The organism is Streptomyces solicavernae (assembly GCF_029968095.1).
In the GTDB taxonomy this organism is placed as follows: Bacteria; Actinomycetota; Actinomycetes; order Streptomycetales; family Streptomycetaceae; genus Streptomyces; species Streptomyces solicavernae.
Window position 1 is genome coordinate 1 of record NZ_JASCIR010000024.1, and the last position, 24209, is coordinate 24209.

Here is a 24209-nt window from a genome sequence, read left to right on the forward strand (position 1 = left end):
GGCCTTGTCGGCGCCCATCGACAGCGCCTTGCGCAGCGCGTCCTTGGCGTCCTCCGGGCCCACCGTCACGACGGTCACCTCGGCATCGTCCGCGGCCTCGGCGATCTGCAGGGCCTGCTCGACCGCGTACTCGTCCAACTCCGACAACAGCCCGTCCACATCGTCGCGGTCGACGGTCAGGTCCTCCGCGAAGCGCCGGTCGCCGGTGGCGTCGGGCACGTACTTCACACTGACAACGATCCTCATCGTGATCATCCATCCCTTGTTCTTGAAGTGGCGCGGCCGGTGGACCGCGTCGGCAACCGAGCGGTCAGACCATGGCGTTCACGCCGGTGAGGTCGCGGCCGATGATGAGCTTCTGGACCTGGCTGGTGCCTTCGTAGAGAGTCAGGACACGGGCGTCGCGCAGGTACTTGCCGACCGGGTACTCGTCGATGAACCCGTAACCGCCGAAGACCTGAAGGCAGTTGTTGCTGACCCGCACGGCCGTCTCGCTCGCGTGGTACTTCGCCACCGAGGCGTCGGTCGCGTACTCCTTCGGCGTGGCACCCGCGTCGGCCATCCGCGCGACCTGGTGGGTCAGCAGGCGGGACGCCTGGACGTCCACGGCCGAGTCCGCGATCAGTTCCTGCACGAGCTGGAAGGAAGCGATCGGCTTGCCGAACTGAGTCCGCTCAGTGGCATACCGCACCGCGGCGTCCAGTGCCGCCTGGCCCACGCCGACCGCACCCGCGGCGACGGAGATCCGTCCCCGCGAGAGGGCGCCGAGGGCGATGCCCAGGCCCTTGCCGACCTCGCCGAGACGGGCGGAGTCCGGCACCCGCACCGCGTCGTAGGCGAGTTCGGCGGTGGCCTGACCGCGCAGGCCGAGCTTGCCGTGGATCTCGGTGGCGGTGAAGCCGGGGGTGTCGGTGGGTACGAGGAAGGCGGTGATGCCCTGGTCGTCGGTGCGGGCGAAGGTGAGGGCGACCTCGGCCACGGTGCCGTTGGTGATGAACATCTTGCTGCCGCTGATCAGCCAGTCGGCCCCGTCCCGCGTCGCCCGCGTAGTGAGGGAGCCGGCGTCCGAGCCGGTGCCGGGTTCGGTGAGGGCGAAGCAGCCCAGCGCCTCGCCGCTGACCAGGCGGGGCAGCCACTCCTCCTTCTGCTCCGAAGTCCCGTAGCCGGCGATGGTCTTGGTGACCAGGCCCAGGGAGACCGAGACGATGCCGCGGATCGAGGAGTCGCCGCGGCCGAGTTCCTCGGTGGCCAGGACGTAGGAGAGCATGTCCGCCTCCACGCCGCCGTAGCTCTCCGGGATCATCAAGCCGAGAAAGCCGAGGTCGCCGAGACGCTTCACGATGGCCGGGTCGACACGCTCGTCGCGGTCCCAGTCCCGGGTGTGCGGCACGATCTCGGCGTCGACGAACTCCGCGGCCATGGTGCGGATGTCGCGCTGTGTCTCGGTCAGACCGAAGTCCCGTGCATACATGGCTCTGCTCTCCTGGTGGTATCGGGCGGTGGGCTTGCGGTGGTTCAGCTGTGGATGTGCGAGGGGCCGGTGCCCGGCTCCGTGAGGGGGAGGCCGAGCTGTGCGCGTTCGGTGACCCAACGGGACGCCCGGTGGCGGGGGTCGCCGGTGGTCCGGTGAAGCGCCTGGTGCAGGGCGAGCAGGCGCTGCGCCCCGATGTGCTCGCCCCAGGCCAGCGGGCCGCGTGGGTAGCCGAGTCCGGCCGTGACGGCGACGTCGATGTCGTGGGGTGTGGCGATGGAGCGCTCGGCGATGGACGCGGCCACCGAGACGACGGAGGCGAGCAGCCGCTGGGCGACCGAGCCGGCCGAGTCGCGGACGACCGTGACGCGACGGGGTTCGGCCTGGCCGGAGGCGCGTGCCAGGACCGCCCGTGCGTCGCGTGCCGCGGTCGGGTCCGAGGCGGGTGTGACGGCCAGTACGCGTCGGGGGGTGTCCAGGGACAGGGGGTCGACGCCCAGGGTGCGGTCGGCGGGAAGTTGAGCGTCGTGGACCGCGGCAGCCACCGTCGTACCCCAGGTCGGCACCAGGACCAGCGCCCGGCCGGACCCGCCCGGTCCACCGTCGAGGACGGCTCCTGAACGGGCCAGGGCCTGGCGCAGGGCGTCGGCGTCGGGGCCGTGGCCGGGCACGTGGACCGGGCGGTCCGCGTCACCGGTTGCCGGGGCCTCTTCGGCCGGGGCGCCGGCGGCGTCGGGCCCGTAGGAGTAGAAGCCGCGTCCGGTCTTGCGGCCGTGCAGTCCGGCGGCGACCCGGTTGGGCGTGAGGTAGGACGGGCGCAGGCGTTCGGAGTGCCGGAAGCCCTGCCAGATGGAGTCGATGACGGCGGCCGTGACGTCCAGGCCGGTGAGGTCCATCAGCTCGAAGGGCCCCATGCGCAGCCCCAGTACGTCACGGGCGATGCGGTCGATGCCCGCGGTGTCGCAGACCGACTCTTCGAGAAGGGCCAGGGCCTCGGTGACCAGTCCGCGGCCCGCGTGGTTGACCAGGAACCCGGGGGTGTCCGCCACGGTGACGGCCGCATGGCCGGTCGCCCGGACCAGCCTGACGAGAGCGGCCGGTATCTCGGGTCGGGTCAGCGCCCCCGGCACGACCTCGACGATCTTCATCAGCGGTACGGGGTTGAAGAAGTGCAGGCCGACCAGTCGCGAGGGGTCGGTGAGGTGCGCCGCGATCTGCGTGACCGACAGCGATGAGGTGTTGGTGGCGAGGACCGTGCGCGCGGGCAGGACGCGTTCGAGCTCGCGGAAGAGTTCGCTCTTGGTGACGAGATCCTCCCGGATCGCCTCGATGACCAGGTCCACCTCCTCGCCCGGCTCCGCCGGGGACGACAGCGGGACCAGCCGGCGGGTGGCGGCCGCGGCGTCAGCGGCGGTGATCCGCTGCTTGCGTACGGCCCGTTCGAGCATGTCGCCGACGAAGCCGATCGCTTCCGGCACGGACTCCTTGCGGGCATCGCAGAGTTCGACGGTGTGGCCGGCGACGGCGGCCCACTGGGCGATGCCGCGGCCCATCACTCCGGCTCCGACAATCCTGATTCGCAACGTACTTCCTCGTTTCTCCAGCGCAGAAAGACGCGTCTCTCGCGCGGGTGGACGCGTCTCTAGCGCAGGTAGACGCGGTGGGGGTCGATGTGTTCGCGCAGCAGGCGCAGTTCGGCCGCGGTGGGCGGCTCGACGGTGCCGACGCGGTCTGCCGCCTTGAGGTCCCAGCCGGTGGCAGCGCGCACCTCGTCGACCGTGACTCCCGGGTGGACCGCGGCGAGCTGCAGTTCCTCACCGGCACCGGCTCGGGCGAGGACGCCCAGATCGGTGATGACCCGGGTGACACCCGCTCCGAGTGGGCGGACTCCCTCCGCCAGGGCGCGGTCCGGTCCGGGCGAGGTGCAGAAGTCGAGTTGCTCGGTGAAGGACCGGGGTGTGTGGCGGCGCATCACCACGAAGACCTCCCGGGCGTTGGCCATGACCTCCAGGGCTCCGCCGGAGCCGGGCAGGCGCACATCAGGCCGGTGCCAGTCGCCGATGGCCGAGGAGTTGAGGTTTCCCCACTTGTCGATCTGGGCGGCGCCCAGGAAGCCGACGTCGATGTGGCCGCCCTGCAGGACGTACCCGAAGAGCGAAGCCATCGGCAGGACGGCCTCGGCGCCGGTGATGAGCACGGAGTCGGCGATCGTCTCGGGCAGGTGCGAGGGGTGGGCGCCGCACACGCCCGATTCGTAGACGATCTCAAGGTCCGGCGCCACGGTGAGGTGGGCGAGGGAGGCGGCCAGGGTGGGCAGGCCGATTCCGGCGAAGACCGTGTGCCGTCCGGCCAGTTCGCGTGCGGCGACGGCGGCGAGGAGTTCGGAGGATGTCATGGTGAGGTTCACAGCCGCCGCCCGTAGTTCACCGGAACGCTCAGGGCCTCGCCCACGGCCAGCTCCGACCGGCGCTGCTCGCCGAGCCTGGCGACGTACTCGGCGTGGTCGCGCGTTCCGTGGACCCATTCGTCGAGCCATGCCTGGAGGCGGGCGGGGTCCTTGCTGATGTGGGACCAGGCCCGGTAGAAGGCGTTGTCGCGGTCGTAGTAGCCCTGCGCGAAGGACGGGTGGGCCCCTCGGGGGCAGACGACGACCGCGTCCACGGCGTGTGCGGGGACGAGGGTGCGGTTGGGATCGGAGCGGACCACGTCGTCGTCGACCAGTTCCTCGACGACGACCACGGCGGTGCGGGCCGCGTAGACGGCCTCCGCCTGGACGCCCGTGAGCCCCCAGACCTGGGTGTTGCCCCGGCGATCCGCGCGCTGGGCGTGGACGATGGTCACGTCCGGGTTGACGGGCGGTACGACGTACACCTGCTCGGGCCGCCCATCGGGCCCCGGATACGGCGAAGTGACCTTCCGCAGCGCCGGGTTGACCGCCGGCAGGTCGCTTCCCGCGTACGAGCGCAGGGGGTAGAAGGGCAGCCGCTGAGCGCCCGCGAGATAGCGGCAGAGCATGCCGTGGTGGCTGTACTCCTCGAAGGTGAGGGGCTCCGGGTCCGCTCGCTCGATCCTTCGGCGCAGTTCGCCGAGCGAGCCCGCGGAGGAGTTGCCGACGAAGGAGGAGACCAGCTTCGCCACGCAGCCCGCGGCGAGCATCTGGTCGACCACGATGTCCGCCGTCATCCGCACGACGGTCAGGCCGCGGCGGCCCTGCCGGATGATCTCGTGCCCGGCCGCGGTGGGGATCAGATGGGTGAAGCCTTCCAGCGCGACGGTGTCGCCGTCGCGGACGAAGGAGGCGACGGCCTCCCGCATCGACATGGTCTTGTCCCGGTTCGAGCGGGCGGGCGCGGGCCTGGGCTCCGCGATCGGAGCGGGTGGGTCGTCCGGTCCCATGGTGCTGCACCTCCGACGGTGTGCGAACAGGTGGGTATCACCGTCCCAGCAGTCATTGATTCATGTCCAATATGAAATTAGGCTCGAATAAATACGCCGCATTGATTAATCGAGCCCGGGTGGCGCCCGGGGAAGGGGAGCGTCATGGAACTCCGGCACCTCCACGCCTTTCTCGCCGTGGCCGAGGAGCTGCACTTCGGCCGGGCGGCCAAGCGGCTGCAGATGGCACAGCCGCCGGTCAGCCAGCAGATCCGTCAGCTGGAGAAGGAGCTGGGGGTCCAGCTCTTCGAGCGCAACACCCGGTCGGTCCGGCTCACCAGCGCCGGCGAGTCCTTCCTGGACCCGGTACGCGCCGTCCTGGACGGCATCGACGTGGCCGTCCACGCGGCGAAGGCGGCCGGGCAGGGCGAGTACGGGCGCGTCACCGTGGGCTTCGCCGGGGCTTCCAGCCACGAGACGCTCCCGCTGCTGACCCGGGCGGTAGCGGCCGCGCACCCCGGCATCGAGCTGGTCCTGAAGGGACAGACCTACGCCGATGTCGCACTCAGCCGGGTCGCCGAGGGCTCCCTCGATCTGGGTTTCGTACGACTGCCGGTGACGCAGCCGGGGGTGGAGGCCCGGGTGATCGACGAGGAGGAACTCATCTGCGCGCTGCCGTCGGACCACCGGCTTGCCGGGCGCAGCCGGATTCCGGTCGCCGCGCTCGCCGAGGAGCGCTTCGTCAGCTTCCCCGCGGGCGCCGGGTCCTCCCTCCGGGACGCCATGGTCAAGGCCTGCGAGGAGGCGGGCTTCACTCCGCGCGTGCTGCAGGAGGCACCCGACTCCCACACCATCCTGGCGCTCGTGGCCGCCGGCGTCGGAGTGACGCTCACCCTCACCTCCTGCCAGCACATCCAGCAGACCGGCCTGGTCTACCGCCCGCTGGCTGGCCCCGCCGTGCGGCTCCAGGCGGCCCTGGCCTGGCGTAAGGACAACCCCTCGGCCGCGTTGCGGACCGTTCTGGACGTCGCCCGGACGGCGCTGCCTACGCCATGAGGCGTCCGCCTTCGATTGAGAAGGTGTCAGTCTCAGTGGGGTCGTAATTGCGTATTGGACCTTCTTAGTGACCGGCTGCGAGGGTCGGGGAGTACTCAGCCTGTCCGGTCACGAGCCGTGACACGGCAGAGCAACTACCCACACGAGAAGGCACACGCCACGATGACACTGACTGTCCATGGCATACCCGAGATCACTCAGCTGGCAGGGCGCGACCTCGGCCACTCCCGCTGGCGAACCGTGAGCCAAGAACTCATCGACACCTTCGCCGACGTCTCGGGCGACCACCAGTGGATCCACACCGACGTCACCCGAGCCGCCGACGGCCCCTACGGCGGGACGATCGCGCACGGCTACATGGTGCTGAGCTGGGGCATCCCCATGTTCGCGGAACTCCTGCAGGTGACGGGGGTCGGCATGGCGCTCAACTACGGCGTCAACAAGGTCCGTTTCCCGGCGCCGGTCCCGGTGGGCAGCCGGGTGCGTCTGCACGCGTCGATCGTCGACGTCCAGCCGGTGAGCCGCGGCGGAGTGCAGATGACCCGGTCCTTCACCTTCAAGCTCGACGGGTCCGCCAAGCCTGCGTGCGTGGCCGAGTCGCTGACCCACTTCTATCCCTGAGGGGTGCGGTTCCGTCGATCCGGTCTGCCGGTCGGTCTGCCGGTCGGTCTGCCGATGCGGGTCTGCCGGTCGGCGGCCGGCGCGGCCACCGGTAAGATCGGCCCCTGTCGGCATCCCCGCTGACACGGACGTCAAGACTCACACGGAGCCCGGTACCGTATCGTCCGCGCGGCCGGTGTCGGCGTCGGCCGACGCCACCGAGCGAGGAGGAGGGCCGCGGCTTGGCACGCAAGCGAACGCAGGATCTGCCTGACCTGACCGGGCTGCTGGTGCCCCGTGACCAACGGATGGCGGCGGTGGAGCAGTCGCTGCTCCGGCACCGCTCCAGCACCCAGGTGGCGGTCTCCCTGGCCGAGCAGATTGCCGCCCGACTGGCCTGTGCCATCGCCTTCGACCTGTTCCACGCCGGACAGCGGCTGCTCGAACAGGACATCTGCCAGACCCTCGGCGTCAGCCGCGCACCGGTCCGTGAAGCACTGCGCATCCTTGAGCGGGATCGGCTCATCGAGTTCCAGGCACGGCGGGGCGCGCTCGTCACCGCGCCGACCGTCGAGGAGCTGCGCAATGTCTTCGACGTCCGGATCGCGTTGTACGGGATCCTCCTCCGGGAGGAGATGCGCCGGAACCCGAAGCGGCTGCTCGCCGTGCTGAACACCCATATGCCCGCAGTCGAGAAGTCGGCCGCCGAGTCCACCGACGACTACGCGACGGCGACGTTCCTGCTGAACTCGTCGATCGCGGCTTCGGCGAACAACCAGACCCTCTCCGACCTGTTGCAGTCCGTCTCCCTCCAGACTCTCCGATACGTACGCCTGGGGCTGACGCAGCGCCCGGGAAACATCGCGCGGTCCCTGGAGAGTTGGCACGCCCTGCACGCCGCGGTGGCAGCGGGTAAGGCCGCCCCGGTGGTGCGCATCGCCGAGGACCGCATCAAGCAGGCTCGCGACGCCGCCCTGGAAGCCCTCGAAGCCCAAGAAGCCTCCGGAACCGCGAACTGACAGGGTCCGCCCCGGCATCGACCACACCCGCCCCGCGACACAACAGGCCCCTGATCCCCCGGGGTTGACAGTGATTCGGCCATCCATATTCTTGTCGACATCAATCTCTTAATGGGGTTGCGTTCACCCTGACGATGTCGATCGTGGAGGAAGCAATGGCCCTTGAGATCACACCGCTCACCGGAGCAATCGGTGCGGCGGTCGAAGGGGTTCGCCTGCGGGAGGGCCTTGACGACGCGACGCTCGCCACCCTCCGGGAGGCATTCCTGCAGTACAGCACGCTCGTCTTCCGGGGGCAGGGACTTGAGCCCCCGGCGCACGCGACGTTCGCCCGCCACTGGGGAGAACCGGTGGTGACTGCCATGCTCAACCCGCTCCCGGATGCTCTGGGGGTCGTCCAGATCACCGACGTCAAGAAGGAGACCACTGCCACCGAGGCCTGGCACTACGACGCGACGTTCGAGGCCGCACCACCGAAGATCTCGATCCTCTCCGCCGTCACCATCCCGGTGGGCGGCGACACCCTCTGGTCGAACCAGTACCTCGCCTTCGAACGGCTCTCGCCCGACCTTCGACGCGTGCTTGAGACCCTGCGTGTGCGCTTCCGCGGCATCCGGCTCGGCCGGATGATGGGCATACCCGAGGAGGAGCAGCCCGAGGCGGTGCATCCCCTCGTCCGTACGCACCCCGAGACCGGGCGCAAGGCCCTCTACGTCGGCCACCTGGAGAACAGCTGCATCGAGGGCTGGACCAGGGAGGAGAGCGACCCGCTCATGAACTTCCTGTACACCCAGTCCGTCACCCCGGACAACGTGTACCGGCACAGCTGGCAGCCCGGCGACCTCGTGATGTGGGACAACCGCTGCACGATGCACTACGCCGTCCACGACTACGGCGACCAGCCGCGGGCCCTCAACCGGATCACCCTCCACGGCACGGTCCCGGTCTGAGCGGCCGGGGTCGTGACCGCCATGAGGCGTTCGTCGAGACGGAGACTGTGATGACCACCAACACCACCCCGTCCCCCGTGGCCACTCGGACGGCCGGAGGTGCCGACGGGCAAGGCCCCTCCTCCCCTCTTCGCCGGCTCGGACACCGCAAGGTGCGTGCCTGGCAACTCGCCCTGCTGTTCGGCTGGTTCGGCCTGTGGCAGGGGGTCACCAGCGCGGGAATCCTTGACCCTGTTCTCTCCAAAACCCCGGAGCAGTCGTGGAGTTACCTCACCGCGGCCGCCGAGTCCGGGGAGTTGTGGTCCCACACGAAGGCGACGATGACAGCCGTGTTGCTGGCCTGGGTCATCGCGGGCTTCGCCGGTGTCGTCGCCGGGCTCGCGTTGGGTCTGCTGCCCACCACCGAGCGCATCCTCACGCCCTACTTGGACGCCGTGAACGCCATGCCGCGGATCGCGCTGGCGCCGCTGTTCATCGTGGCGTTCGGCATCGGCCTGTGGGCCAAGGTGGCGCTTGCCACCACGCTCGTCTTCTTCATCGTCATGTCAGGCGCGCGAGCGGGAGTACGGTCCGCCGACTCGGAATGGCTCCGGCTGTCGGCCGTGCTCGGGGTGAACAAATTCCAGCTGTTCACGAAAATCTTCTTGCCCGTCGCGACGCCTGCCATCTTCGCGTCCTTGCGACTTGGCCTGATCTACTCGCTGCTCGGTGTCGTGGGCTCCGAGCTGATCTCCGCCGAGAACGGTCTCGGCCAGTTGATTGCGAACTACTCCGCTGTTTTCCGCATGGAAGCCGTGTACGCGATCCTCATCCTGCTGGCCTTGATCGCTGTCCTCCTCAACCAACTCATGGGCGCCGTCGAGGCACGGCTGCTCCGTTGGCAGCCCCCAGAAGAGCGGTGAACGCCATGCCCACCCGAGCCCACCCATCGAAGACCGGCCCCGCCGTGGCCGACACGTCCGCACGGCCCGGCGGTACGCACCGGACCGACGCCGTGACGTTCGAGCAGGTCACCGTCGCCTTCCCCGCCGCCGACGGCGGGGTGCGCACGATCCTCCAAGACCTCGACCTGGCGATACCCGCCGGGCAGTTCCTCGCGGTCGTCGGCCGCAGCGGCTGCGGCAAGACCACCATGCTCAACATGGCCGCCGGCCTCGTCGAGGCGGCCGACGGCACCGTGACCGTCCTCGGGTCCACTCCCCAGGCCGCCCGCAAGCGGATGGGATTCATGCTCGCCCGTGACGCCCTCCTCCCCTGGCGGACCGCATCGGGCAATGTGCAGTACGGACTGGAGCTCCGCGGCGTGCAGCCCGCCGCGGACCGCAAGGCAACCGCGTCCCGCTGGCTCTCGGCCGTGCACCTGGCGGACCACGAGAAGCACTATCCCTGGCAGCTCTCCCAGGGAATGCGGCAACGCGTCGCCCTCGCCCGCACCTGGGCCCTCGACCCCGAACTGCTCCTCATGGACGAACCGTTCGCCGCTCTCGACGTCAACACGAGGCGATCGGCGCAGGATCGGTTTCTCGACCTGTGGCAGCGGGAGGAGCACCGCACGGTCATGTTCGTCACGCACGACCTCGGCGAAGCCGTCGCCCTCGCCGATCGCGTCGTACTCATGGGCGAGGGCGGCGTCCTGGACGACGTCATGGTCGATATCGAGCGCCCCCGGGACCTGACCCGTATCGCGATGGACTCCGCGTATCAGGACATCCTTGAGCGACTCCGTACGCATCTGCGCCGGTGAACGCCCGACGGCGCACGCGGCCGGTCCACGGCCCACCTCCCCCACACCCCACCACACAGCGAAGGCAGAGGAGGCCCAGGGTGAAGCAGGCCGGCAACAGGGTGAAGAGGGCCGACAAGCAGACGGTCACCGGACTCGGTTGCGCACTCGTCCTGTTGTCCGGCTGCGCCGGCGGCGGACCGGGCGCAGCCGGCGAGCAGGACGCGGCCCGGGGGAAGATCGTCCTCGGGCACTACGCGCACAGTTCCATCCCCTTCCCGGCGACCATCGCGGTCGAACAGGGCTTCTTCAAGGAGGAGGGGCTGGATGTCCAGCTCCTGAACGCCAAGTCCGGCCCCGAGCTCGCCGCGCAGCTGATCGGCGGCTCGACGCAGATCGCCACGGTGAGTCCGGACAACATCATCCCCGCCATCGAGCAGGGGCAGCCGATCACGCTGCTGCCGCCTTACGGCAAGCTGGACATGCTGTTCGCGGCCCCGAAGTCCAGCGGCATCACGGACGTGAAGCAGCTGGCCGGGAAGCGGCTCGGCATCGTCGCCCGCGGCACCGCCTCGGAGAAATACGCGCGGGCGATGTTCAAGAAGGTCGGGGTGAACCCGGCCTCCGTCACCTTCGTGGCCGTGGGCGGTGCCGTGACTCAGGAGCCCGCGCTGAGAAACGGGAAGGTCGACGCCGTCGTCGGATCGACGTCCAGTTACCTCACGATGAGATCGCACGGCCTCGACGTCGTGGCGTTCTCGGACGCGCTCGCCGGCGACGCCGGTGAACTCAGCCGGAACGGCCTTCAGGTCCTGTGGGCGACGACGAAGGAGTACAAGGCCGAGCACCCCGAAACGGTCGACAAGTTCTGCAGGGCGCTCGGCTCCGCGGTGAAGTGGATCAACGATGACGCGAACAAGGAGGCCGGTACGGAGTCGCTGGCCACCTTGCTCGGCATCGACGCCAAGGCCGCCGGAAAGCTCTGGGACGCGGTCCACACGTCGTTCGTCACGGACACCGACGACGCCACGTGGAAGGCCAATGTGAAGTTCTCCGTGGGGTCGCCGGACGCCGTGCCGTTCAGCGCCGTCGACAACACCTGCGGAACGTAGGCCGACCCCGACTCCCGTATCCCGATGGCACGTTCAGGGCCCCGCCCCGCCTCTCGCGGCCAGGTACTCCTGGGTCGCGGAGGTCGGGCGGGGCCCTTCGGCGCACTGCTTCAGAGCCCTGTCACTCCTGCGTGAGGTGCTCCTGGTACCGCTTCCGCAACGACGCCTTGAGGATCTTGCCGGTCGCCCCCATGGGCAGCGCGTCCACGAAGACCGCGTCATCGGGGACACACCACTTGGCGATCTTCCCGGCGAACGACCCGAGGAGGGCCGCCGCCGTCAGCGTGGAGCCCCGCCGCCGGACGGCCACGAGGATCGGGCGCTCGTCCCACTTCGCGTGCCGGACGCCGATGCAGGCCGCCGTCTCGACCTCGGGGTGGTCCATGGCGAGGTTCTCGATCTCGATCGAACTGATCCACTCCCCACCGGACTTGATGAGGTCCTTGCTCCGGTCCGTGATCTGCATAAAACCCTCCGGGTCCATCGTCGCCACGTCCCCAGTCGGGAACCAGCCGTCCATCAGCGGGCTCGGCCGGCCCGGGGGGTAGTAGCCACTGGCGACCCAGTGGCCGCGCACCATGAGGTGGCCCGGCGTCCGGCCGTCCCACGGCAGGTCGGCTCCCTCGTCGTCGGTGATCTTCAGGTCGACGCCGAACATGGGACGGCCCTGCTTCGCCAGTACGGCGTCCTGCGCCTCCCGGTCCAGGCCCTCATGGCTGCGCTTGAGGACGGACGCGGCGCCCAGGGGGCTCGTCTCCGTCATGCCCCAGCCGTGGATGACCCGGACCCCGTGGACGTCCCGCAGTTCACGGAACATCCAGGTGGGGCAGGCGGCGCCTCCGATGACTGCGCGCTGCAGGCTCCGCAGGGTGGTGCCGTTGGCGCGGGCGTGTTCCAGCTGTCCCTGCCAGACGGTCGGGACGCTCGCGGAGACCGTGACGCCCTCGGCCTCCTGGAGCGCGGTGAGGGACGCGCCGCTCAAGTCCTTGCCGGGCAGCACGAGTTTCGCCCCGGTGAGGCATGCGGCGTACGGGATGCCCCAGGCGTTGACGTGGAACATCGGGACGACGGGCATGACGGCGTCGCGGGCCGAGAGACCCGTCGAGTCGGGCAGGGCGGCACCGTACGAATGCAGCACGGTCGAGCGGTGCGAGTACAGCACGCCCTTCGGGTGGCCCGTCGTGCCGCTCGTGTAGCACAGGGAGGCGGCCTGCTTCTCGTCGAGGACGGGCCAGGTGAAGTCGCCGTCCTGGGCCGCCACCAGGTCCTCGTACGCCGTGACGTCGCAGGGGTCGTCGGCCGGCCACTCGGCGGCCAGGTGCTCGGCGTCGCTCAACAGGACGTACTTCTTGACGGAGGGCACGCGCGGGGCGATCTCCCGGACGAGGTCGACGAAGGTGAGGTCGAAGCAGAGGACCGAGTCGTCGGCGTTGTTGATGATCCACGCGAGCTGGTGCGGATGCAGGCGCGGGTTGAGCGTGTGCAGGACCGATCCGGCGCCGGAGACCCCGTAGTACAGCTCCAGATGGCGGTGGCCGTTCCAGGCGAGGGTGGCGACCCGGTCGCCGGGCCCGACGCCCAGTGCCCGGACGGCCTGGGCCACCTGGCGGCTGCGGTGGGCCAGGTCCCGGAAGGTGTACCGGTGGAGGTCTCCCTCGCAGCGGGCGGAGACGACCTCGGTGTGCGCGTGGTGCCGTTCCGCGTGCGTGAGCAGGGAGGAGACAAGCAATTGCTGGTGCATCATCAGGCCGTTCACCGGGCCTCCTTGGGTGAGTCGGCGGTCGGGGCCGTGAGTGCGATGGCTTCGAGGGCCCGCTGCTGCATGGCGGCGAGCAGCGCGAGGGCACGGTCTGCGGCGGCGGGCCCACCGGGCACGTCGCCGCGGACGTGGAGGGGGCGCAGATCCTCGATCTCCTGCAGGGCGCCGACGAGGTCGGGTTCGACGACCGTGTACGTGCGGACCAGGTTGACGACAAGCATCGAGCAGTGGACGACATCCTCGTCCTCGCCCGCGACGCCGTGCGCGTGCAGGGCGGCGTTGAGCCAGTGGGTGCCGGCGAGCATCGCCGCCTCGATGGCCATCTCGTGGTCGTCCGGGCCGAGCCGGGCAAGGGAGTGGCGGATGTTCGAGGCCAGCTCGACGTGGCGTTCGACGTTCATGCGGCCCCCTTCAGGCGTCCGGCCACCACCGCTTCGACGACCGCGAAGGCCTCGTCGCACACGGCCACGACGGTGGCGTCGGGGCGCCGGTGGCCGCGCAGGCACGGGTCGCGGAACGCCTCTATGCGATGGACGGCGTGTTCCAGGCGGACGATGTCGGCGGGCTTGTCGCCTTCCAGCGGGGGCCAGCCCACGTGGCTGACGTCGCCGAGCCCGCGCAGTTCGCGGTGCCAGGAGCCGTCGGGGCCCGGCACCACGTACAGGCCGGGCATCGTGGAGAAGGCGTCCTCCGCGACCGTGAGGCCGGCATCGTGGGCGGCGGCGTTGTAGGCGTTGGTGCACGCGGTCAGCGTCGTCCAGTACCACAGCTCGAAGTCCTCGACCGGGTCGAGGCGCCGGCGCAGGGTCACGAGGCGGCCGAACTTGTCGCAGTGGCCGGTGACGTTCACCGGTCACCTGCCGGGGCCGCCATGAGCAGGGCAATCTTGCCGGTGTGCCCGCTCTTGCTCATGTGGTCGTACGCCGCGCCGATGTCCTCCAGCGGGAAGTCGCGGTCGACCACGGGCACGACAACTCGCTGCTCCCACAGGTCGGACAGGTCGCGTTCGGCTGCCCGGATGCAGGCGAGCCGCTCCTCCTCGGTCCGGGTCGCGAAGGTGACGCCGATCAGGTTGAGCCGCTTGCGCCACAGTTGGGCGAGGTCGATCTCGGCGCGCGCCGAACCCATCCGGCCCACTTGGACGAGCCGGCCCCGGACGGCCAGCGACGTCAGGTTGTCGTCGAACACCGTGCCCCCGACCGAGTCGACGATGACGTCGACGCCCCGGTCACGGGTGATCTCCGCGACGGCGGCCACCTGGTCCTGCGCACAGACGTCGATGACGTGGTGCGCGCCCTGCTCGTACAGGGTCCGGGCCTTGGCCGCGGAGGTCGTGGTCGCGATGACCGTGCCGGCGCCGAGCGCTCGGGCGAGCTGGACGGCCGCGAGGCCGACGCCGCCGGTCGCGGCGTTGACCAGGACGCACTCGCCGGGCGCCATGCGGCCGTTGGTGACGAGCGCGTCGTGCGCCGTCATGAAGGCGTTGAGGAAGGAGCCCGCCTCGGCCCAACTGCTGCTGTCCGGCTTGCGCATGAGCGCGCCGGCGGAGACCACGACGAGTTCGGCCTGGGTTCCCGTGCCGTGGGCGGCGACGGCGTCCCCGGGCTGCCAGCCTGTGACGCCCTCCCCCAACGCTGCGATCTCTCCCGCCAGTTCGACGCCGGTGGGCACCGGATCCCCGTCCTTGACCCGGCTTGCCTGGAGCAGCTCGCCGCGGTTCAGGCTCGACGCCCGTACGCGAACGAGGACTTGGCCGGGGCCGGGTGTCGGGTCGGGGAGGTCGACGACGACCGGAACGCCGCCGTCGGGAGTGGGACGGATCCGTACAGCACGCATTGACCGAACCTCCTAGTAATTACTGTCGACAATAACACCGGCGAGGATTACTCTGCCAGGGCGACACTGCGACAGCGGTGACCGACGCAACGGACACCTCTGCCTGGCCAAGAGAAGGGCAGCACGTTATGACTCGCACCCCCGCCGAACGGCTCGACGGCCTCCGCGGCCGGATCATCGACTTCCGTCTCCGCCCGCCGACCGGCCCCTACCGCCTCTTCTTCACCCCTACCGTCGTCGGCGCCGTGAACCGCGTCCTGGGCGACCCGGTGCCGCGGTCGTACACGATCAGCACCGACCCCTTCCCGAACGCCGAGGAGCGCGCCCTCGAAGCGATGATCGCGGAGATGGACTCGGTCGGCGTCCGCCTGGGCGTCATGAACGGCCGGCACTCGGTGAACCGACCGGTCCCGGTGCACATCGAGGACCCCGACCTCGCCGAGCTGAGCGAGCGCAGCGACGGCCGCGTCCTCGGCCTGGCGGGCGTCGACTTCGACAAGCCCATGGACGACATCATCGCCGGCCTCGACACGGCGGTGAAGGAGCTGAACCTGGTCGGCGTCTGCCTCGAACCGGGCCTCGCCCGCACGCCGATGTATGCGGACGACGAGGAGCTCTTCCCGCTGTACGAGAAGATCGCCGAGCTGGGCGTACCGCTGCTGTTCATGACCGGCCCGCTCGCCGGCCCGGACATCAGCCACACCGACCCCGTCCGCTTCGACCGGGTCGCCCGCCGCCACCCCGGGATGCCGGTCATCCTCGGGCACGGCTGCTACCCGTACGTCAACGAGGCCGTCGCCCTCGCCTTCAAGAGCGAGGTCACCGGGGTCCACAACGTGTTCGTCTCCCCCGACGTCTACATGTTCGCCCCGGGTGGCCAGGCGTACACCGAGGGCGTCAACTGGCTGCCCAACCGCTTCGTCTACGCGTCGGCCTACTCGTTCTGCGGCATCGATGAGGGCGTCCTGAAGACCTGCGAACTCGACCTGAACGACGCGGCGTTGCACTCCTACATGTACGGCAACGCCGAGCGGCTGCTCCGGAAGGCAGGCAAGTGATGGGTGCGGATTCCCTGCGCGTCGCGATGGCCGACCACCCTCAGGGGATGGTCAACGAGGGCGACTTCCTCGTCGAGCGCACCCCGCGTCCCGCTCCCGGCCCCGGTCAGGCGCTCGTCCGGGTCCGCTATCTGTCCCTCGACCCGTACATGCGGCCGATGATGAACCCCGTCCGGTCCTACGTCGAGCCGCTCAAGCCCGGGCAGACGATGCCCGGGGCGACGGTCGGCGAGGTGGTCGAGAGCAACGAGGCGGCGCTGCCCGTGGGTGCGCACGTGGCGTGCATGCTCGGCTGGCAGGAGTACGGCCTGGTCACGAAGGACAGCGCCCGGATCGTCGAGCTGAGTGCGGGCGACATCTCGCTGGCCCTGCACGTGCTCGGCATGACCGGGGCCACGGCGCACTACGGCCTGTTGCGCCTGGGAGAGCCCAAGCCGGGTGAGACCGTCGTCGTGACAGCGGCGTCCGGCGCGGTCGGCAGTGTCGCCGGCCAGCTCGCCAAGATCAAGGGGTGCCGGGTCATCGGCATCGCCGGCGGCCCGGAGAAGTGCCGGTACGTCACGGAGGAGCTGGGTTTCGACGCGTGCCTCGACCATCGCACGGACGACATCGAGCGGCAGCTCGCCGAACTCACCCCGGACTGGGTCGACATCCTCTTCGAGAACGTCGGCGGGCCCACGTTCGACGCGATTCTGCCGCGTATGAACGACCACGGCCGGATCGTCCTGTGCGGCAACATCAGCGACTACAACCGGGACGAGCCGTACGGCGTCAAGGGGCTCAGCCACCTGCTGCTGCACCGGGTCGACGTCCGCTCCTTCGTCATCGCCGACCACCGCGACTACTGGCCCGAGGCCATCGGCGAGCTGGCGGCCTGGGTCAAGGAGGGGCGCGTCCGGTTCCGTGAGGACATCGCCAAGGGCGGCCTGGAGGGCGCGCCGGCGGCGTTCGTCAACATGCTCACCGGCCGCAACTTCGGCAAGCAGCTCATCGAGGTCGCACCGCCCTCCGCGGACCGCCCGGGCAGGAGTTGAGCGGCCGCTCTCCCCTCGCCACGCTCAGCGGCCCGCTCCCGCCGTGGCCGGCCCGGGACCTCACGGTCCGGCCGGGAGCGGGCTGAGCGCGGAGCGATCTGCACCGGTCGATCCAGCGCCTGTCCGGTCGATCCAGCGCCTGTCCGGTCGATCCGGGCCGGGCACCGACACGGCGCTCGGTGCCCGGCGCCCGGAGCGGGAAACCCCGACTCCCCACGGAGGAAAGAGTCATGAAGCCATTCGGCCCCGTCGAGGCCGTCGCGTTCGACTACGGCGGCGTGCTCACCAGCTCCGTCGCCGACTCGCTCGCGCGGTGGCACGCCACGTCCGGCATCGATCCGCAGAGCTTCGCGGACTGCATGCGCGCCTGGCTCGGCCGGAAGGGCGAACAGAACTCGCCCGTCCACGAGTTGGAGACCGGACGGCTGCCCGCCGCGGAGTTCGAGTACGCCCTCGCGGTCCGGCTGCGCCGCACCGACGGAAGCCGCCCGCGCCCCGCGGGCCTGCTCGCGGGCATGTTCGCCGGGCTGCTCCCCGACCCGGCGATGTGGGACCTGGCCGACGAGCTGCGCGCACGCGGTACCCGCGTCGCCGTCCTCTCCAACAGCTGGTCCGACGCCTACCCCGACCGACTGTACGACGGCCGCTTCTCGCCCGTCGTGATCTCCGGCCAGGTCGGCCTGCGCAAACCAGACCGGGTTGTCTACGAGCTGCTGTGCACACGCCTCGGTCTGCCCCCGGAGCGGGTCGCCTTCGTCGACGACATGCGGCCCAACGTCGAGGGGGCCCGCCGGGCCGGACTCCACGCCGTCCACCACCGGGACGCCGGCGCCACCCGCGACGCGCTCTTGCCCCTCCTCGCGCCCGCCCGAGCCGTCGAACCGGCCACCTCCTCCCCCGGCACTCAGTGGCCCTGCTCGGGCTGACCGTCTCCGCGGGTGCGGTCGTCACGCTCGGCCTCCCGACGATCGCCAGGGTCGTCGTGACCCTGGTCATGACCTACTTCGTGACTGGTGTGGTGGGGCGGTGGTGGGGGCTCGGCGGCCCGCGCAGCCTCCTCCTCGCGACCGGCTGCGCGATATGGTGCAGAGCATCGCCATCGGCATAGCGCTCTTCGGGACGGGAACCGGCGTGCACGTGCCCACTCTCCTGCGGCGGGGCCGTGCGGAGGCCGGACTGGCCGTTCTCGCCACCGTGTTCATCGTGGCGTTCGCGTACGCCGGAACGCTGCGTGTCACCAACTGACCTGCCAGCAGCGAACGTTGCCGCTCCGCCGGCCCGACGCCCGAGTGACCGGCGTCTGCAAGGCTCGCAAGCAGGGGAGTTCAGCCCTGCGGATCACCCCAGGGCGAGATGTGCAGGTGGGCGCGGCGCACCTTCCGGTCCGTTTCGTCCGCCGTGCGCACGGCGGCCTCGACGAGCGTTTCTCCCGCGGCGGTGCGCCGTTCGATGGCACAGACCCAGTCGTTCAGGGACTGCTTCGCGAAGGCCAGGAACTGCGAGGTGGCGCTGGTCAGCTTGGCCCGCCGGTGGATCGCCTCGATCCCCATCGACAGGCCCGGCGTGAGTTCCCTCAGCACCCCGCCCCGGTGCCGGGCCTCCAGCGCCACCCGCAGCGGGATGATGGCGACCGCACCCCCGGCGAGGACCATCGGCAGCACGGCGCCCCGTTGCCGGACCTCCACGACGATGCGCGGTTCGACATCGTGGGTCCGCAACGTCTTCTCGATGTAGTCCCTCGTCGCCGTACCCCGCTCCCCCAGCACGAGTGGCACTCCGGACAGCGCGCTGACCGGCACGCGGTCCGGCCACCTGTCCTCGGTGCCCGGCGGGCTCACGAGTACGAGCCGCTGGTCCACCAGCTTCTCAGCGGCCACGTCGTCACCGGGCACGGGCGCGGAGAGGAAGCCCAGTTCGCAGGCGCCCGACTTCACCAGTGCGATGACCTCCGCCGGGTCGTCGCGCTCCTCGATGCGGAACCTGATGTCCGGATGCAGTACGCGGAACCTGGCGACCCAGACGGACAGCGGGTCGGTGGACAGGTCCGACAGGGAGGCAAGGTCGATCCGTCCGGTGCGCACCTCTCCGATGTCCCGTACCGCGGCCTGCGCGGCGTCGACCTCGCGGAGAATCGTGCGGGCGGGGCCGACGAACGCCTCCCCCGCGGGCGCCAGGACGAGTCCTCGCCCGACCCTGAAGAACAGCTCGACTCCGAGGTCGTTCTCCAGTTTCCGGACGGCCTGCGACAAGGAGGGCTGCGCCACCCGCAGGGCCGCGGCGGCCTTGTTGACGCCGCCGTGGTCGACCACTGCGAGAAAGTACTCCATCTGCCGCAAATCCATGCAAGCAGCGTAATGATCCCGACTCTGCGTGTCGACGCTGTCTCACGTACGCGGTCCACCTGCACGGGAGCCCGGGCCAGGGCCGTCTCCCAGGGCTTTGAAGCAGGTGGACCAGGTCGTTCGCGTACGCGAACGGGGTCAGCGCCTACGGGCGTCCAGCTCCGCGGTGAGCTGGGGGACGACGTCGAAGAGATCGCCGACGACGCCGTAGTCGACGAGGTCGAAGATGGGGGCCTCCTCGTCCTTGTTCACGGCGACGATGGTCCTGGAGGTCTGCATGCCGGCCCGGTGCTGGATCGCTCCCGAGATGCCCGCGGCGATGTACAGCTGCGGGGACACGCTCTTACCGGTCTGGCCGACCTGGTTCGAGTGCGGGTACCAGCCCGCGTCCACCGCGGCACGCGAGGCACCGACCGCCGCACCGAGCGAATCGGCCAGCGCCTCCACAGCGCTGAAGTCGCCGTTCACGCCACGGCCACCCGCAACCACGACCGCCGCCTCGGTCAGCTCCGGACGCCCCGTCGACTCGCGCGCAGTGCGCGAGACGACCTCCGTGCCCTTGGACGCCTCGGCGACCGTGACGGCGAGCCGTTCCACCGAGCCCGCAGCCGGAGCGGCTGCCGGGGCGGCGGAGTTCGGCTTGACGGTGATGACCGGAGTGCCCTTGGTGATGCGGGACTTGGTGGTGTACGAGCCCGCGAACACGGACTGGGTCGCCACCGGGCCGTCCTCGCCGGCCTCCACGTCGACGGCGTCGGTGATGAGGCCGGAGCCGGTGCGCACCGCCAGGCGGCCCGCGATCTCCTTGCCTTCCACCGACGACGGGACCAGCACAGCGGCCGGGGAGACGTGCGCGAACGCGGCGTGCAGCGCGTCCACCTTCGGCACCACCAGGTACTCCACGAACTCCGGCTCGTCGGCGGCCAGCACCTTCGTCGCGCCGTACTCGGCCAGCGTGGGCGCAGCGTCCTCGGCACCGGCGCCGAGGAACACCGCCACGGGCTCACCGATGCGGCGGGCCAGGGTCAGCAACTCCAGGGTCGGCTTGCGGACAGCACCGTCCGCGTGATCGACGTAGACCAGAACTTCGGCCATGGAAAACACTCTCCTGTGAAGGCGATGGTGAAGGCGATGAAAGCGATGGACATGAGAGGGGTCCGGTCGGGGCCAAGGGGCTAGACGAGCCGCCGCCCCGCGAGGAAATCGGCGAGCTGCCGGCCGCCCGAGCCGTCGTCGGCGAGGATCGTGCCGACGGTGCGGGGCGGGCGCTGCGCCGCCTCGTCGACCTTCGTCCAGGCCGCGGCGAGCCCGACCTCGTCCGCCGCGATGCCCAGGTCCGACAGGTCCAGGGTCTCCACCGGCTTCTTCTTCGCCGCCATGATCCCCTTGAACGACGGGTAGCGCGCCTCACCGGACCGGTCGGTCACCGACACCACCGCCGGCAGGGAAGCCCGCAGCTGCTCACTGGCCAGGTCGCCGTCCCGGCGGGCGGTGACCACGCCGTCCTTGACGGTGAGTTCGGACAGCTGCGTCAGCTGGGGCACGCCCAGGCGTTCGGCCAGGATCGACGGCAGTACGCCCATGCCGCCGTCGGTCGAGGCCATCCCGCAGAGCACCAGGTCGTAGCCGGTGTGCTCGATCGCCCTCGCCAGCACCGACGAGGTGCCCAGCACATCCGAGCCGTGCAGGTCGTCGTCCTCCACGTGCACGGCCTTGTCACCGCCCATGGACAGGGCCTTGCTCAGCGCGCCCAGGGCGTCCTCGGGGCCCACCGTGACCACGGTGACCTCCGCGTCGTCCACGGCTTCCTTGATCTGCAACGCCTGCTCGACCGCGTACTCGTCGAGCTCCGAGAGGAGGCCGTCCAGGTCGTCGCGGTCGACGGTCAGGTCGTCGGCGAAGCGCCGGTCGCACGTGGCGTCGGGTACGTACTTCACGCAGACTACGATCCGCAAGGTCTTCACAACTCTCCCTGAGGTGGTCAACCGGCCGGGTTCAGCGGCAGGTTGTGTGAGGGTGCGACGACCGGTTGTGTCGTCGTTCGGCGGCCGCGGCCGTCAGTGCTGAGCCCGGGGGTCGAGGTTCTCGAAGATCGTGGCGTTGGCCATTCCTCCGGCCTCGCACATGGTCTGCAGCCCGTAGCGGATGCCCTCGGCCTGCAAGTGGTGGAGCAGCGTGGTGGCGAGCCGGGCTCCGGAACCGCCCAGCGGATGCCCGAGTGCGATCGCCCCGCCGTTCGGGTTCACGCGCTCCCGCCGGGCGCCCGTCTCCTTCAGCCAGGCCCCGACGACGCTGGCGAACGCCTCATTGACCTCGAAGGCTCCGATCTCCTCAAGGCCGAGGCCGGCCAGGCGCAGCGCCTTGGCGGTCGCGGGGATCGGTCCGGCCAGCATCGTGACCGGGTCGTCCGCGACGACGGTGGCGGTGTGGACCCGGGCCATGGGGGTCAGGCCGAGGCTGCGGGCCCGCTCACTCGTCGTGACCAGGAGGGCGGCGGCCCCGTCGGAGATCTGCGACGCGTTGCCCGCCGTGACGCGGCCGTCGGCGTCGAACGGCGTCTTCAGGGCTCCGAGTTTCGCCATGTCCGAGTCGCGTCGGATGCCCTCGTCCAGCGGCACGACCGAGCCGTCCGGCGTCTCGATCGAGGCGATCTCCTTGGCGAAGCGGCCCTGGTCCACGGCCGCGGCGGCCCGCTGGTGCGATTCGAGGCTGTACGCGTCGAGCCAGCTCCGGGTGAGGTCGTACCGCCGGGCCAGGATCTCGGCGCCGGTGCCCTGGCTGAACTCGACGCCGTCGTAACGACGCAGCAGCGTGCCGCTGGACGGCACCCCCGGGCCGGCACGCCGCGCCGACCCCATGGGGATGCGGGACATGCTCTCCACACCGCCGGCGACGGCCACGTCGCACTGTCCCGAGATCACCGCTGCGGCAGCGAAGTGGATCGCCTGCTGGCTGGAGCCGCACTGGCGGTCGACGGTCGTGCCGGGGACGCTCTCGGGCCAGCCCGCGGCGAGGACCGCGGTGCGGGCGATGTTGCCGGCCTGTTCGCCGACCTGGGCGACGCAGCCCCAGATGACGTCGTCGACGTGGGCCGGGTCGATCCCCGCCCGCTGCGACAGGGCGTTGAGCAGGGCGGCCGACAGGTCGGCCGGGTGGATCTCCCCAAGTGCCCCCGCCCGCCGCCCGATCGGGCTGCGAACCGCCTCGACGATGACGGCGTCACGCATGACTGTCCCCTTCCTGTTGGTTGTTCTCGTAGGTCATCTGGCTGTCCAGACAGCGGTCCTGCGCTCGGCGAAGGCCGCGGCCCCCTCGCGGGCGTCGTCGGACCGCAGGACCGGCATCGCGATCCGGCGGGTCCGTTCGAACGTCTCGTCCGGGGCCCATCCCGGTGCTTCCGTGAGGATCCGCTTGCTCGCCCGGACCGCGAGCGGGCCGTTCGCGGCGATCCGCTGGGCCAGTTCGATGGCGGCTGTCCGGGCCTTCCCCGGCTGTACGAGGCGGTTGATCATCCCGAACGCGTGCAGCTTCGCGGCGTCCAACGGGGCCCCGGTCAGGGCCATTTCGAGCGCGACGGCCCGCGGTACCCACGCGGGCAGCCGGCTGAGTCCGCCGCCCGCCGCGACGAGTCCGCGTCTGACCTCGGGCAGCCCGAAGGTGGCCGCGGTCGAGGCGACGACCAGGTCGGCGGCGAGGACGATCTCGAAGCCGCCGGCGACGGCCGCGCCTTCCACGGCGGCGATCAGCGGCTTCGCCGGCGGCGCTTCCACCAGGCCCGCGAAGCCTCGCCCGGGGACGTTCGGACGCTCACCCCGCAGGAACGCCTTCAGGTCCATGCCCGCGCAGAAGTGGGGGCCCGCCCCCGTCAGGACCGCCGCGGTGAGGTGCGGCTCCCCGTCGAGCAGGTCCATGGCGCGTGCGATGCCCTGTGCGACGTCCCGGTTGACGGCGTTCCGTGCCTCGGGGCGTTCGATGGTCACGACGAGCACGGAACCGACGCGTTCAAGACGGACCGCGTCCGCGACGGCATCCGTGGCGGCGCCCGTCGTGGCGCCCGTCGTGGCGCCCGTGGCGGCCCCCGTGGCGGCGCCCGGTTCGGGGCTCATCGCGGCGCCATCCGGATCGCGCCGTCGAGGCGGATCGTCTCGCCGTTGAGCATCCCGTTCTCGATGACGTGCGCGGCCAGCGCGGCGAACTCGTCGGGGTCGCCCAGACGGGGTGGGTGCGGCACGGACGCGGCCAGGGCCTCGACGATGTCCGGCCGCGCACTGGTGAGCAGCGGGGTGGCGAAGGTGCCCGGCGCGATCGTGCAGACGCGGATGCCGACGCCGGCCAGGTCGCGTGCGGCGGGCAGCGTCATCCCGACGATGCCGGCCTTGGCCGCCGCATAATTGATCTGGCCGATCTGTCCCTCGTACGCGGCCACCGACGCGGTGAGCACGCAGACACCCCGGTCTCCGTCGTACGGCTCGTGGGCGGCCATCGCCGCGGCCGCGGACCGCAGAACGTTGAAGCTGCCCAGGACGTTGAGGCGGATCACCGCCTCGAACGGTGCCGGGTCCGCGGGTTCTCCGTCCTTCGTCAGGATCCGCATCGGCCGTCCGCGGCCGGCGCAGTGCACGACGGCGCGGACGGCCCCCTGCTCCGCGGCGGCCGCGAAGGCGGTGTCCACCTCGTCCGGGTCGGTGACGTCGACGGGGACGAACCGGGCGGCGGGGCCGAGTTCTTCGGCCCGTTCCGCGCCGGCCGATGCGGGGAGGTCGAGGAGGGTGACCGTGGCGCCTTGCGCCACCAGGCGGCGCGCGGTCGCCCACCCGAGGCCGGACGCGCCTCCGGTGACGACGGCGTGAATCCCCTTGATGTGCATGTGGTTC

Annotated in this window: 26 protein-coding genes; 11 read left to right on the forward strand and 15 right to left on the reverse strand. The window is 70.6% G+C overall.

All coding sequences use genetic code 11. The features are described from left to right. The 5 genes from QIS99_RS23510 to QIS99_RS23530 all read right to left on the reverse strand — a co-directional run. Positions 1–252: electron transfer flavoprotein subunit beta/FixA family protein (locus QIS99_RS23510; protein WP_408909618.1), on the reverse strand; the 252-nt coding region annotated here is incomplete at its 3' end. Positions 253–310: 58 nt separating this feature from the next. After that, positions 311–1471: an acyl-CoA dehydrogenase family protein gene (locus QIS99_RS23515; protein ID WP_282515599.1), complete on the reverse strand. Its 1161-nt coding sequence runs from the start codon at positions 1469–1471 to the stop codon at positions 311–313. A 44-nt stretch (positions 1472–1515) separates the two neighbouring features. Next, positions 1516–3054, reverse strand: a complete 1539-nt coding sequence (locus tag QIS99_RS23520) for a 3-hydroxyacyl-CoA dehydrogenase (RefSeq protein WP_282515600.1) — start codon at positions 3052–3054, stop codon at positions 1516–1518. A 59-nt stretch (positions 3055–3113) separates the two neighbouring features. Then, complete coding sequence (locus QIS99_RS23525) at positions 3114–3866, reverse strand: CoA-transferase subunit beta (RefSeq protein ID WP_282515601.1); 753 nt, start codon at positions 3864–3866, stop codon at positions 3114–3116. An 8-nt stretch (positions 3867–3874) separates the two neighbouring features. After that, positions 3875–4792, reverse strand: coding sequence for a CoA transferase subunit A (locus QIS99_RS23530; protein ID WP_282515682.1), 918 nt, complete (start codon positions 4790–4792; stop codon positions 3875–3877). A 219-nt stretch (positions 4793–5011) separates the two neighbouring features. Between QIS99_RS23530 and QIS99_RS23535 the strand changes: the two genes are divergently transcribed. The 7 genes from QIS99_RS23535 (at position 5012) to QIS99_RS23565 (ending at position 11306) form a co-directional block, all read left to right on the forward strand. Continuing rightward, a complete protein-coding gene (locus tag QIS99_RS23535; protein WP_282515602.1) occupies positions 5012–5902 on the forward strand; it encodes a LysR family transcriptional regulator in 891 nt (296 codons plus the stop codon). 162 nt (positions 5903–6064) lie between these two features. Beyond that, entirely contained in the window at positions 6065–6523 is a 459-nt protein-coding gene (locus tag QIS99_RS23540; RefSeq protein WP_282515603.1) for a MaoC family dehydratase, read from the forward strand. 221 nt (positions 6524–6744) lie between these two features. Then, a complete protein-coding gene (locus tag QIS99_RS23545; protein WP_282515604.1) occupies positions 6745–7521 on the forward strand; it encodes a GntR family transcriptional regulator in 777 nt (258 codons plus the stop codon). Between the two features lie 143 nt (positions 7522–7664). Next, the gene (locus tag QIS99_RS23550; protein WP_282515605.1) at positions 7665–8471 is read left to right on the forward strand and encodes a TauD/TfdA dioxygenase family protein; all 807 of its coding nucleotides are present in this window, start codon (positions 7665–7667) and stop codon (positions 8469–8471) included. 50 nt (positions 8472–8521) lie between these two features. Continuing rightward, positions 8522–9373, forward strand: a complete 852-nt coding sequence (locus QIS99_RS23555) for an ABC transporter permease (protein WP_282515606.1) — start codon at positions 8522–8524, stop codon at positions 9371–9373. A 5-nt stretch (positions 9374–9378) separates the two neighbouring features. Continuing rightward, on the forward strand, positions 9379–10215 hold the full coding sequence (locus QIS99_RS23560; RefSeq protein WP_282515607.1) for an ABC transporter ATP-binding protein: 837 nt from the start codon (positions 9379–9381) through the stop codon (positions 10213–10215). Between the two features lie 80 nt (positions 10216–10295). Then, entirely contained in the window at positions 10296–11306 is a 1011-nt protein-coding gene (locus tag QIS99_RS23565; RefSeq protein WP_282515609.1) for an ABC transporter substrate-binding protein, read from the forward strand. Positions 11307–11427: 121 nt separating this feature from the next. Here QIS99_RS23565 and QIS99_RS23570 read toward each other — a convergent pair whose 3' ends face one another. The 4 genes from QIS99_RS23570 to QIS99_RS23585 are packed head-to-tail and all read right to left on the reverse strand — an operon-like array spanning position 11428 to position 14901. Next, positions 11428–13062, reverse strand: coding sequence for a 3-(methylthio)propionyl-CoA ligase (locus QIS99_RS23570; protein ID WP_282515610.1), 1635 nt, complete (start codon positions 13060–13062; stop codon positions 11428–11430). After that, positions 13059–13466 carry a hypothetical protein gene (locus QIS99_RS23575; protein WP_282515611.1) on the reverse strand — a complete coding sequence of 136 codons (408 nt, stop codon included), beginning with the start codon at positions 13464–13466 and terminating at the stop codon, positions 13059–13061. Before QIS99_RS23575 ends, QIS99_RS23570 begins: the two co-directional genes overlap by 4 nt. Continuing rightward, positions 13463–13915, reverse strand: coding sequence for a hypothetical protein (locus QIS99_RS23580; protein ID WP_282515612.1), 453 nt, complete (start codon positions 13913–13915; stop codon positions 13463–13465). The genes QIS99_RS23575 and QIS99_RS23580 overlap by 4 nt, the downstream gene beginning before the upstream one ends. After that, a complete protein-coding gene (locus QIS99_RS23585) occupies positions 13912–14901 on the reverse strand; it encodes a quinone oxidoreductase family protein (RefSeq protein ID WP_282515613.1) in 990 nt (329 codons plus the stop codon). The genes QIS99_RS23580 and QIS99_RS23585 overlap by 4 nt, the downstream gene beginning before the upstream one ends. A gap of 128 nt (positions 14902–15029) precedes the next feature. Between QIS99_RS23585 and QIS99_RS23590 the strand changes: the two genes are divergently transcribed. The 4 genes from QIS99_RS23590 (at position 15030) to QIS99_RS23605 (ending at position 18238) form a co-directional block, all read left to right on the forward strand. Next, positions 15030–15959, forward strand: coding sequence for an amidohydrolase family protein (locus tag QIS99_RS23590; RefSeq protein ID WP_282515614.1), 930 nt, complete (start codon positions 15030–15032; stop codon positions 15957–15959). Continuing rightward, positions 15959–16993: an NADP-dependent oxidoreductase gene (locus QIS99_RS23595; RefSeq protein ID WP_282515615.1), complete on the forward strand. Its 1035-nt coding sequence runs from the start codon at positions 15959–15961 to the stop codon at positions 16991–16993. Before QIS99_RS23590 ends, QIS99_RS23595 begins: the two co-directional genes overlap by 1 nt. A 230-nt stretch (positions 16994–17223) precedes the next feature. Further along, on the forward strand, positions 17224–17919 hold the full coding sequence (locus tag QIS99_RS23600) for an HAD family hydrolase (protein ID WP_282515616.1): 696 nt from the start codon (positions 17224–17226) through the stop codon (positions 17917–17919). A 154-nt stretch (positions 17920–18073) separates the two neighbouring features. After that, positions 18074–18238 (forward strand): hypothetical protein, encoded by a 165-nt coding sequence (locus QIS99_RS23605; RefSeq protein WP_282515617.1) that lies wholly within the window; start codon positions 18074–18076, stop codon positions 18236–18238. 80 nt (positions 18239–18318) lie between these two features. Here the strand turns inward: QIS99_RS23605 and QIS99_RS23610 are convergent, their stop codons facing one another. The 6 genes from QIS99_RS23610 to QIS99_RS23635 form a co-directional block, all read right to left on the reverse strand. Next, positions 18319–19335, reverse strand: a complete 1017-nt coding sequence (locus tag QIS99_RS23610) for a LysR family transcriptional regulator (protein WP_282515618.1) — start codon at positions 19333–19335, stop codon at positions 18319–18321. A gap of 138 nt (positions 19336–19473) precedes the next feature. Beyond that, positions 19474–20430, reverse strand: a complete 957-nt coding sequence (locus QIS99_RS23615) for an electron transfer flavoprotein subunit alpha/FixB family protein (protein ID WP_282515619.1) — start codon at positions 20428–20430, stop codon at positions 19474–19476. 80 nt (positions 20431–20510) lie between these two features. Beyond that, entirely contained in the window at positions 20511–21272 is a 762-nt protein-coding gene (locus QIS99_RS23620; protein ID WP_282515620.1) for an electron transfer flavoprotein subunit beta/FixA family protein, read from the reverse strand. A 120-nt stretch (positions 21273–21392) separates the two neighbouring features. Beyond that, a complete protein-coding gene (locus QIS99_RS23625) occupies positions 21393–22562 on the reverse strand; it encodes a thiolase family protein (protein WP_282515621.1) in 1170 nt (389 codons plus the stop codon). A 33-nt stretch (positions 22563–22595) separates the two neighbouring features. After that, on the reverse strand, positions 22596–23441 hold the full coding sequence (locus QIS99_RS23630) for a crotonase/enoyl-CoA hydratase family protein (RefSeq protein WP_282515622.1): 846 nt from the start codon (positions 23439–23441) through the stop codon (positions 22596–22598). Then, complete coding sequence (locus QIS99_RS23635) at positions 23438–24202, reverse strand: SDR family NAD(P)-dependent oxidoreductase (RefSeq protein WP_282515623.1); 765 nt, start codon at positions 24200–24202, stop codon at positions 23438–23440. Before QIS99_RS23635 ends, QIS99_RS23630 begins: the two co-directional genes overlap by 4 nt. Positions 24203–24209 lie beyond the last annotated feature (7 nt).

What these genes read in the sequence shown, in the direction of transcription:
- QIS99_RS23515 (WP_282515599.1), bottom strand. Translation starts at nt 1,471, where the DNA reads ATGTATGCACGGGACTTCGGTCTGACCGAGACACAGCGCGACATCCGC.
- QIS99_RS23525 (WP_282515601.1), bottom strand. Translation starts at nt 3,866, where the DNA reads ATGACATCCTCCGAACTCCTCGCCGCCGTCGCCGCACGCGAACTGGCC.
- QIS99_RS23530 (WP_282515682.1), bottom strand. Translation starts at nt 4,792, where the DNA reads ATGTCGATGCGGGAGGCCGTCGCCTCCTTCGTCCGCGACGGCGACACC.
- QIS99_RS23535 (WP_282515602.1), top strand. Translation starts at nt 5,012, where the DNA reads ATGGAACTCCGGCACCTCCACGCCTTTCTCGCCGTGGCCGAGGAGCTG.
- QIS99_RS23540 (WP_282515603.1), top strand. Translation starts at nt 6,065, where the DNA reads ATGACACTGACTGTCCATGGCATACCCGAGATCACTCAGCTGGCAGGG.
- QIS99_RS23555 (WP_282515606.1), top strand. Translation starts at nt 8,522, where the DNA reads ATGACCACCAACACCACCCCGTCCCCCGTGGCCACTCGGACGGCCGGA.
- QIS99_RS23560 (WP_282515607.1), top strand. Translation starts at nt 9,379, where the DNA reads ATGCCCACCCGAGCCCACCCATCGAAGACCGGCCCCGCCGTGGCCGAC.
- QIS99_RS23575 (WP_282515611.1), bottom strand. Translation starts at nt 13,466, where the DNA reads ATGAACGTCGAACGCCACGTCGAGCTGGCCTCGAACATCCGCCACTCC.
- QIS99_RS23585 (WP_282515613.1), bottom strand. Translation starts at nt 14,901, where the DNA reads ATGCGTGCTGTACGGATCCGTCCCACTCCCGACGGCGGCGTTCCGGTC.
- QIS99_RS23590 (WP_282515614.1), top strand. Translation starts at nt 15,030, where the DNA reads ATGACTCGCACCCCCGCCGAACGGCTCGACGGCCTCCGCGGCCGGATC.
- QIS99_RS23595 (WP_282515615.1), top strand. Translation starts at nt 15,959, where the DNA reads ATGGGTGCGGATTCCCTGCGCGTCGCGATGGCCGACCACCCTCAGGGG.
- QIS99_RS23600 (WP_282515616.1), top strand. Translation starts at nt 17,224, where the DNA reads ATGAAGCCATTCGGCCCCGTCGAGGCCGTCGCGTTCGACTACGGCGGC.
- QIS99_RS23605 (WP_282515617.1), top strand. Translation starts at nt 18,074, where the DNA reads ATGGTGCAGAGCATCGCCATCGGCATAGCGCTCTTCGGGACGGGAACC.
- QIS99_RS23610 (WP_282515618.1), bottom strand. Translation starts at nt 19,335, where the DNA reads ATGGATTTGCGGCAGATGGAGTACTTTCTCGCAGTGGTCGACCACGGC.
- QIS99_RS23615 (WP_282515619.1), bottom strand. Translation starts at nt 20,430, where the DNA reads ATGGCCGAAGTTCTGGTCTACGTCGATCACGCGGACGGTGCTGTCCGC.
- QIS99_RS23625 (WP_282515621.1), bottom strand. Translation starts at nt 22,562, where the DNA reads ATGCGTGACGCCGTCATCGTCGAGGCGGTTCGCAGCCCGATCGGGCGG.
- QIS99_RS23630 (WP_282515622.1), bottom strand. Translation starts at nt 23,441, where the DNA reads ATGAGCCCCGAACCGGGCGCCGCCACGGGGGCCGCCACGGGCGCCACG.
- QIS99_RS23635 (WP_282515623.1), bottom strand. Translation starts at nt 24,202, where the DNA reads ATGCACATCAAGGGGATTCACGCCGTCGTCACCGGAGGCGCGTCCGGC.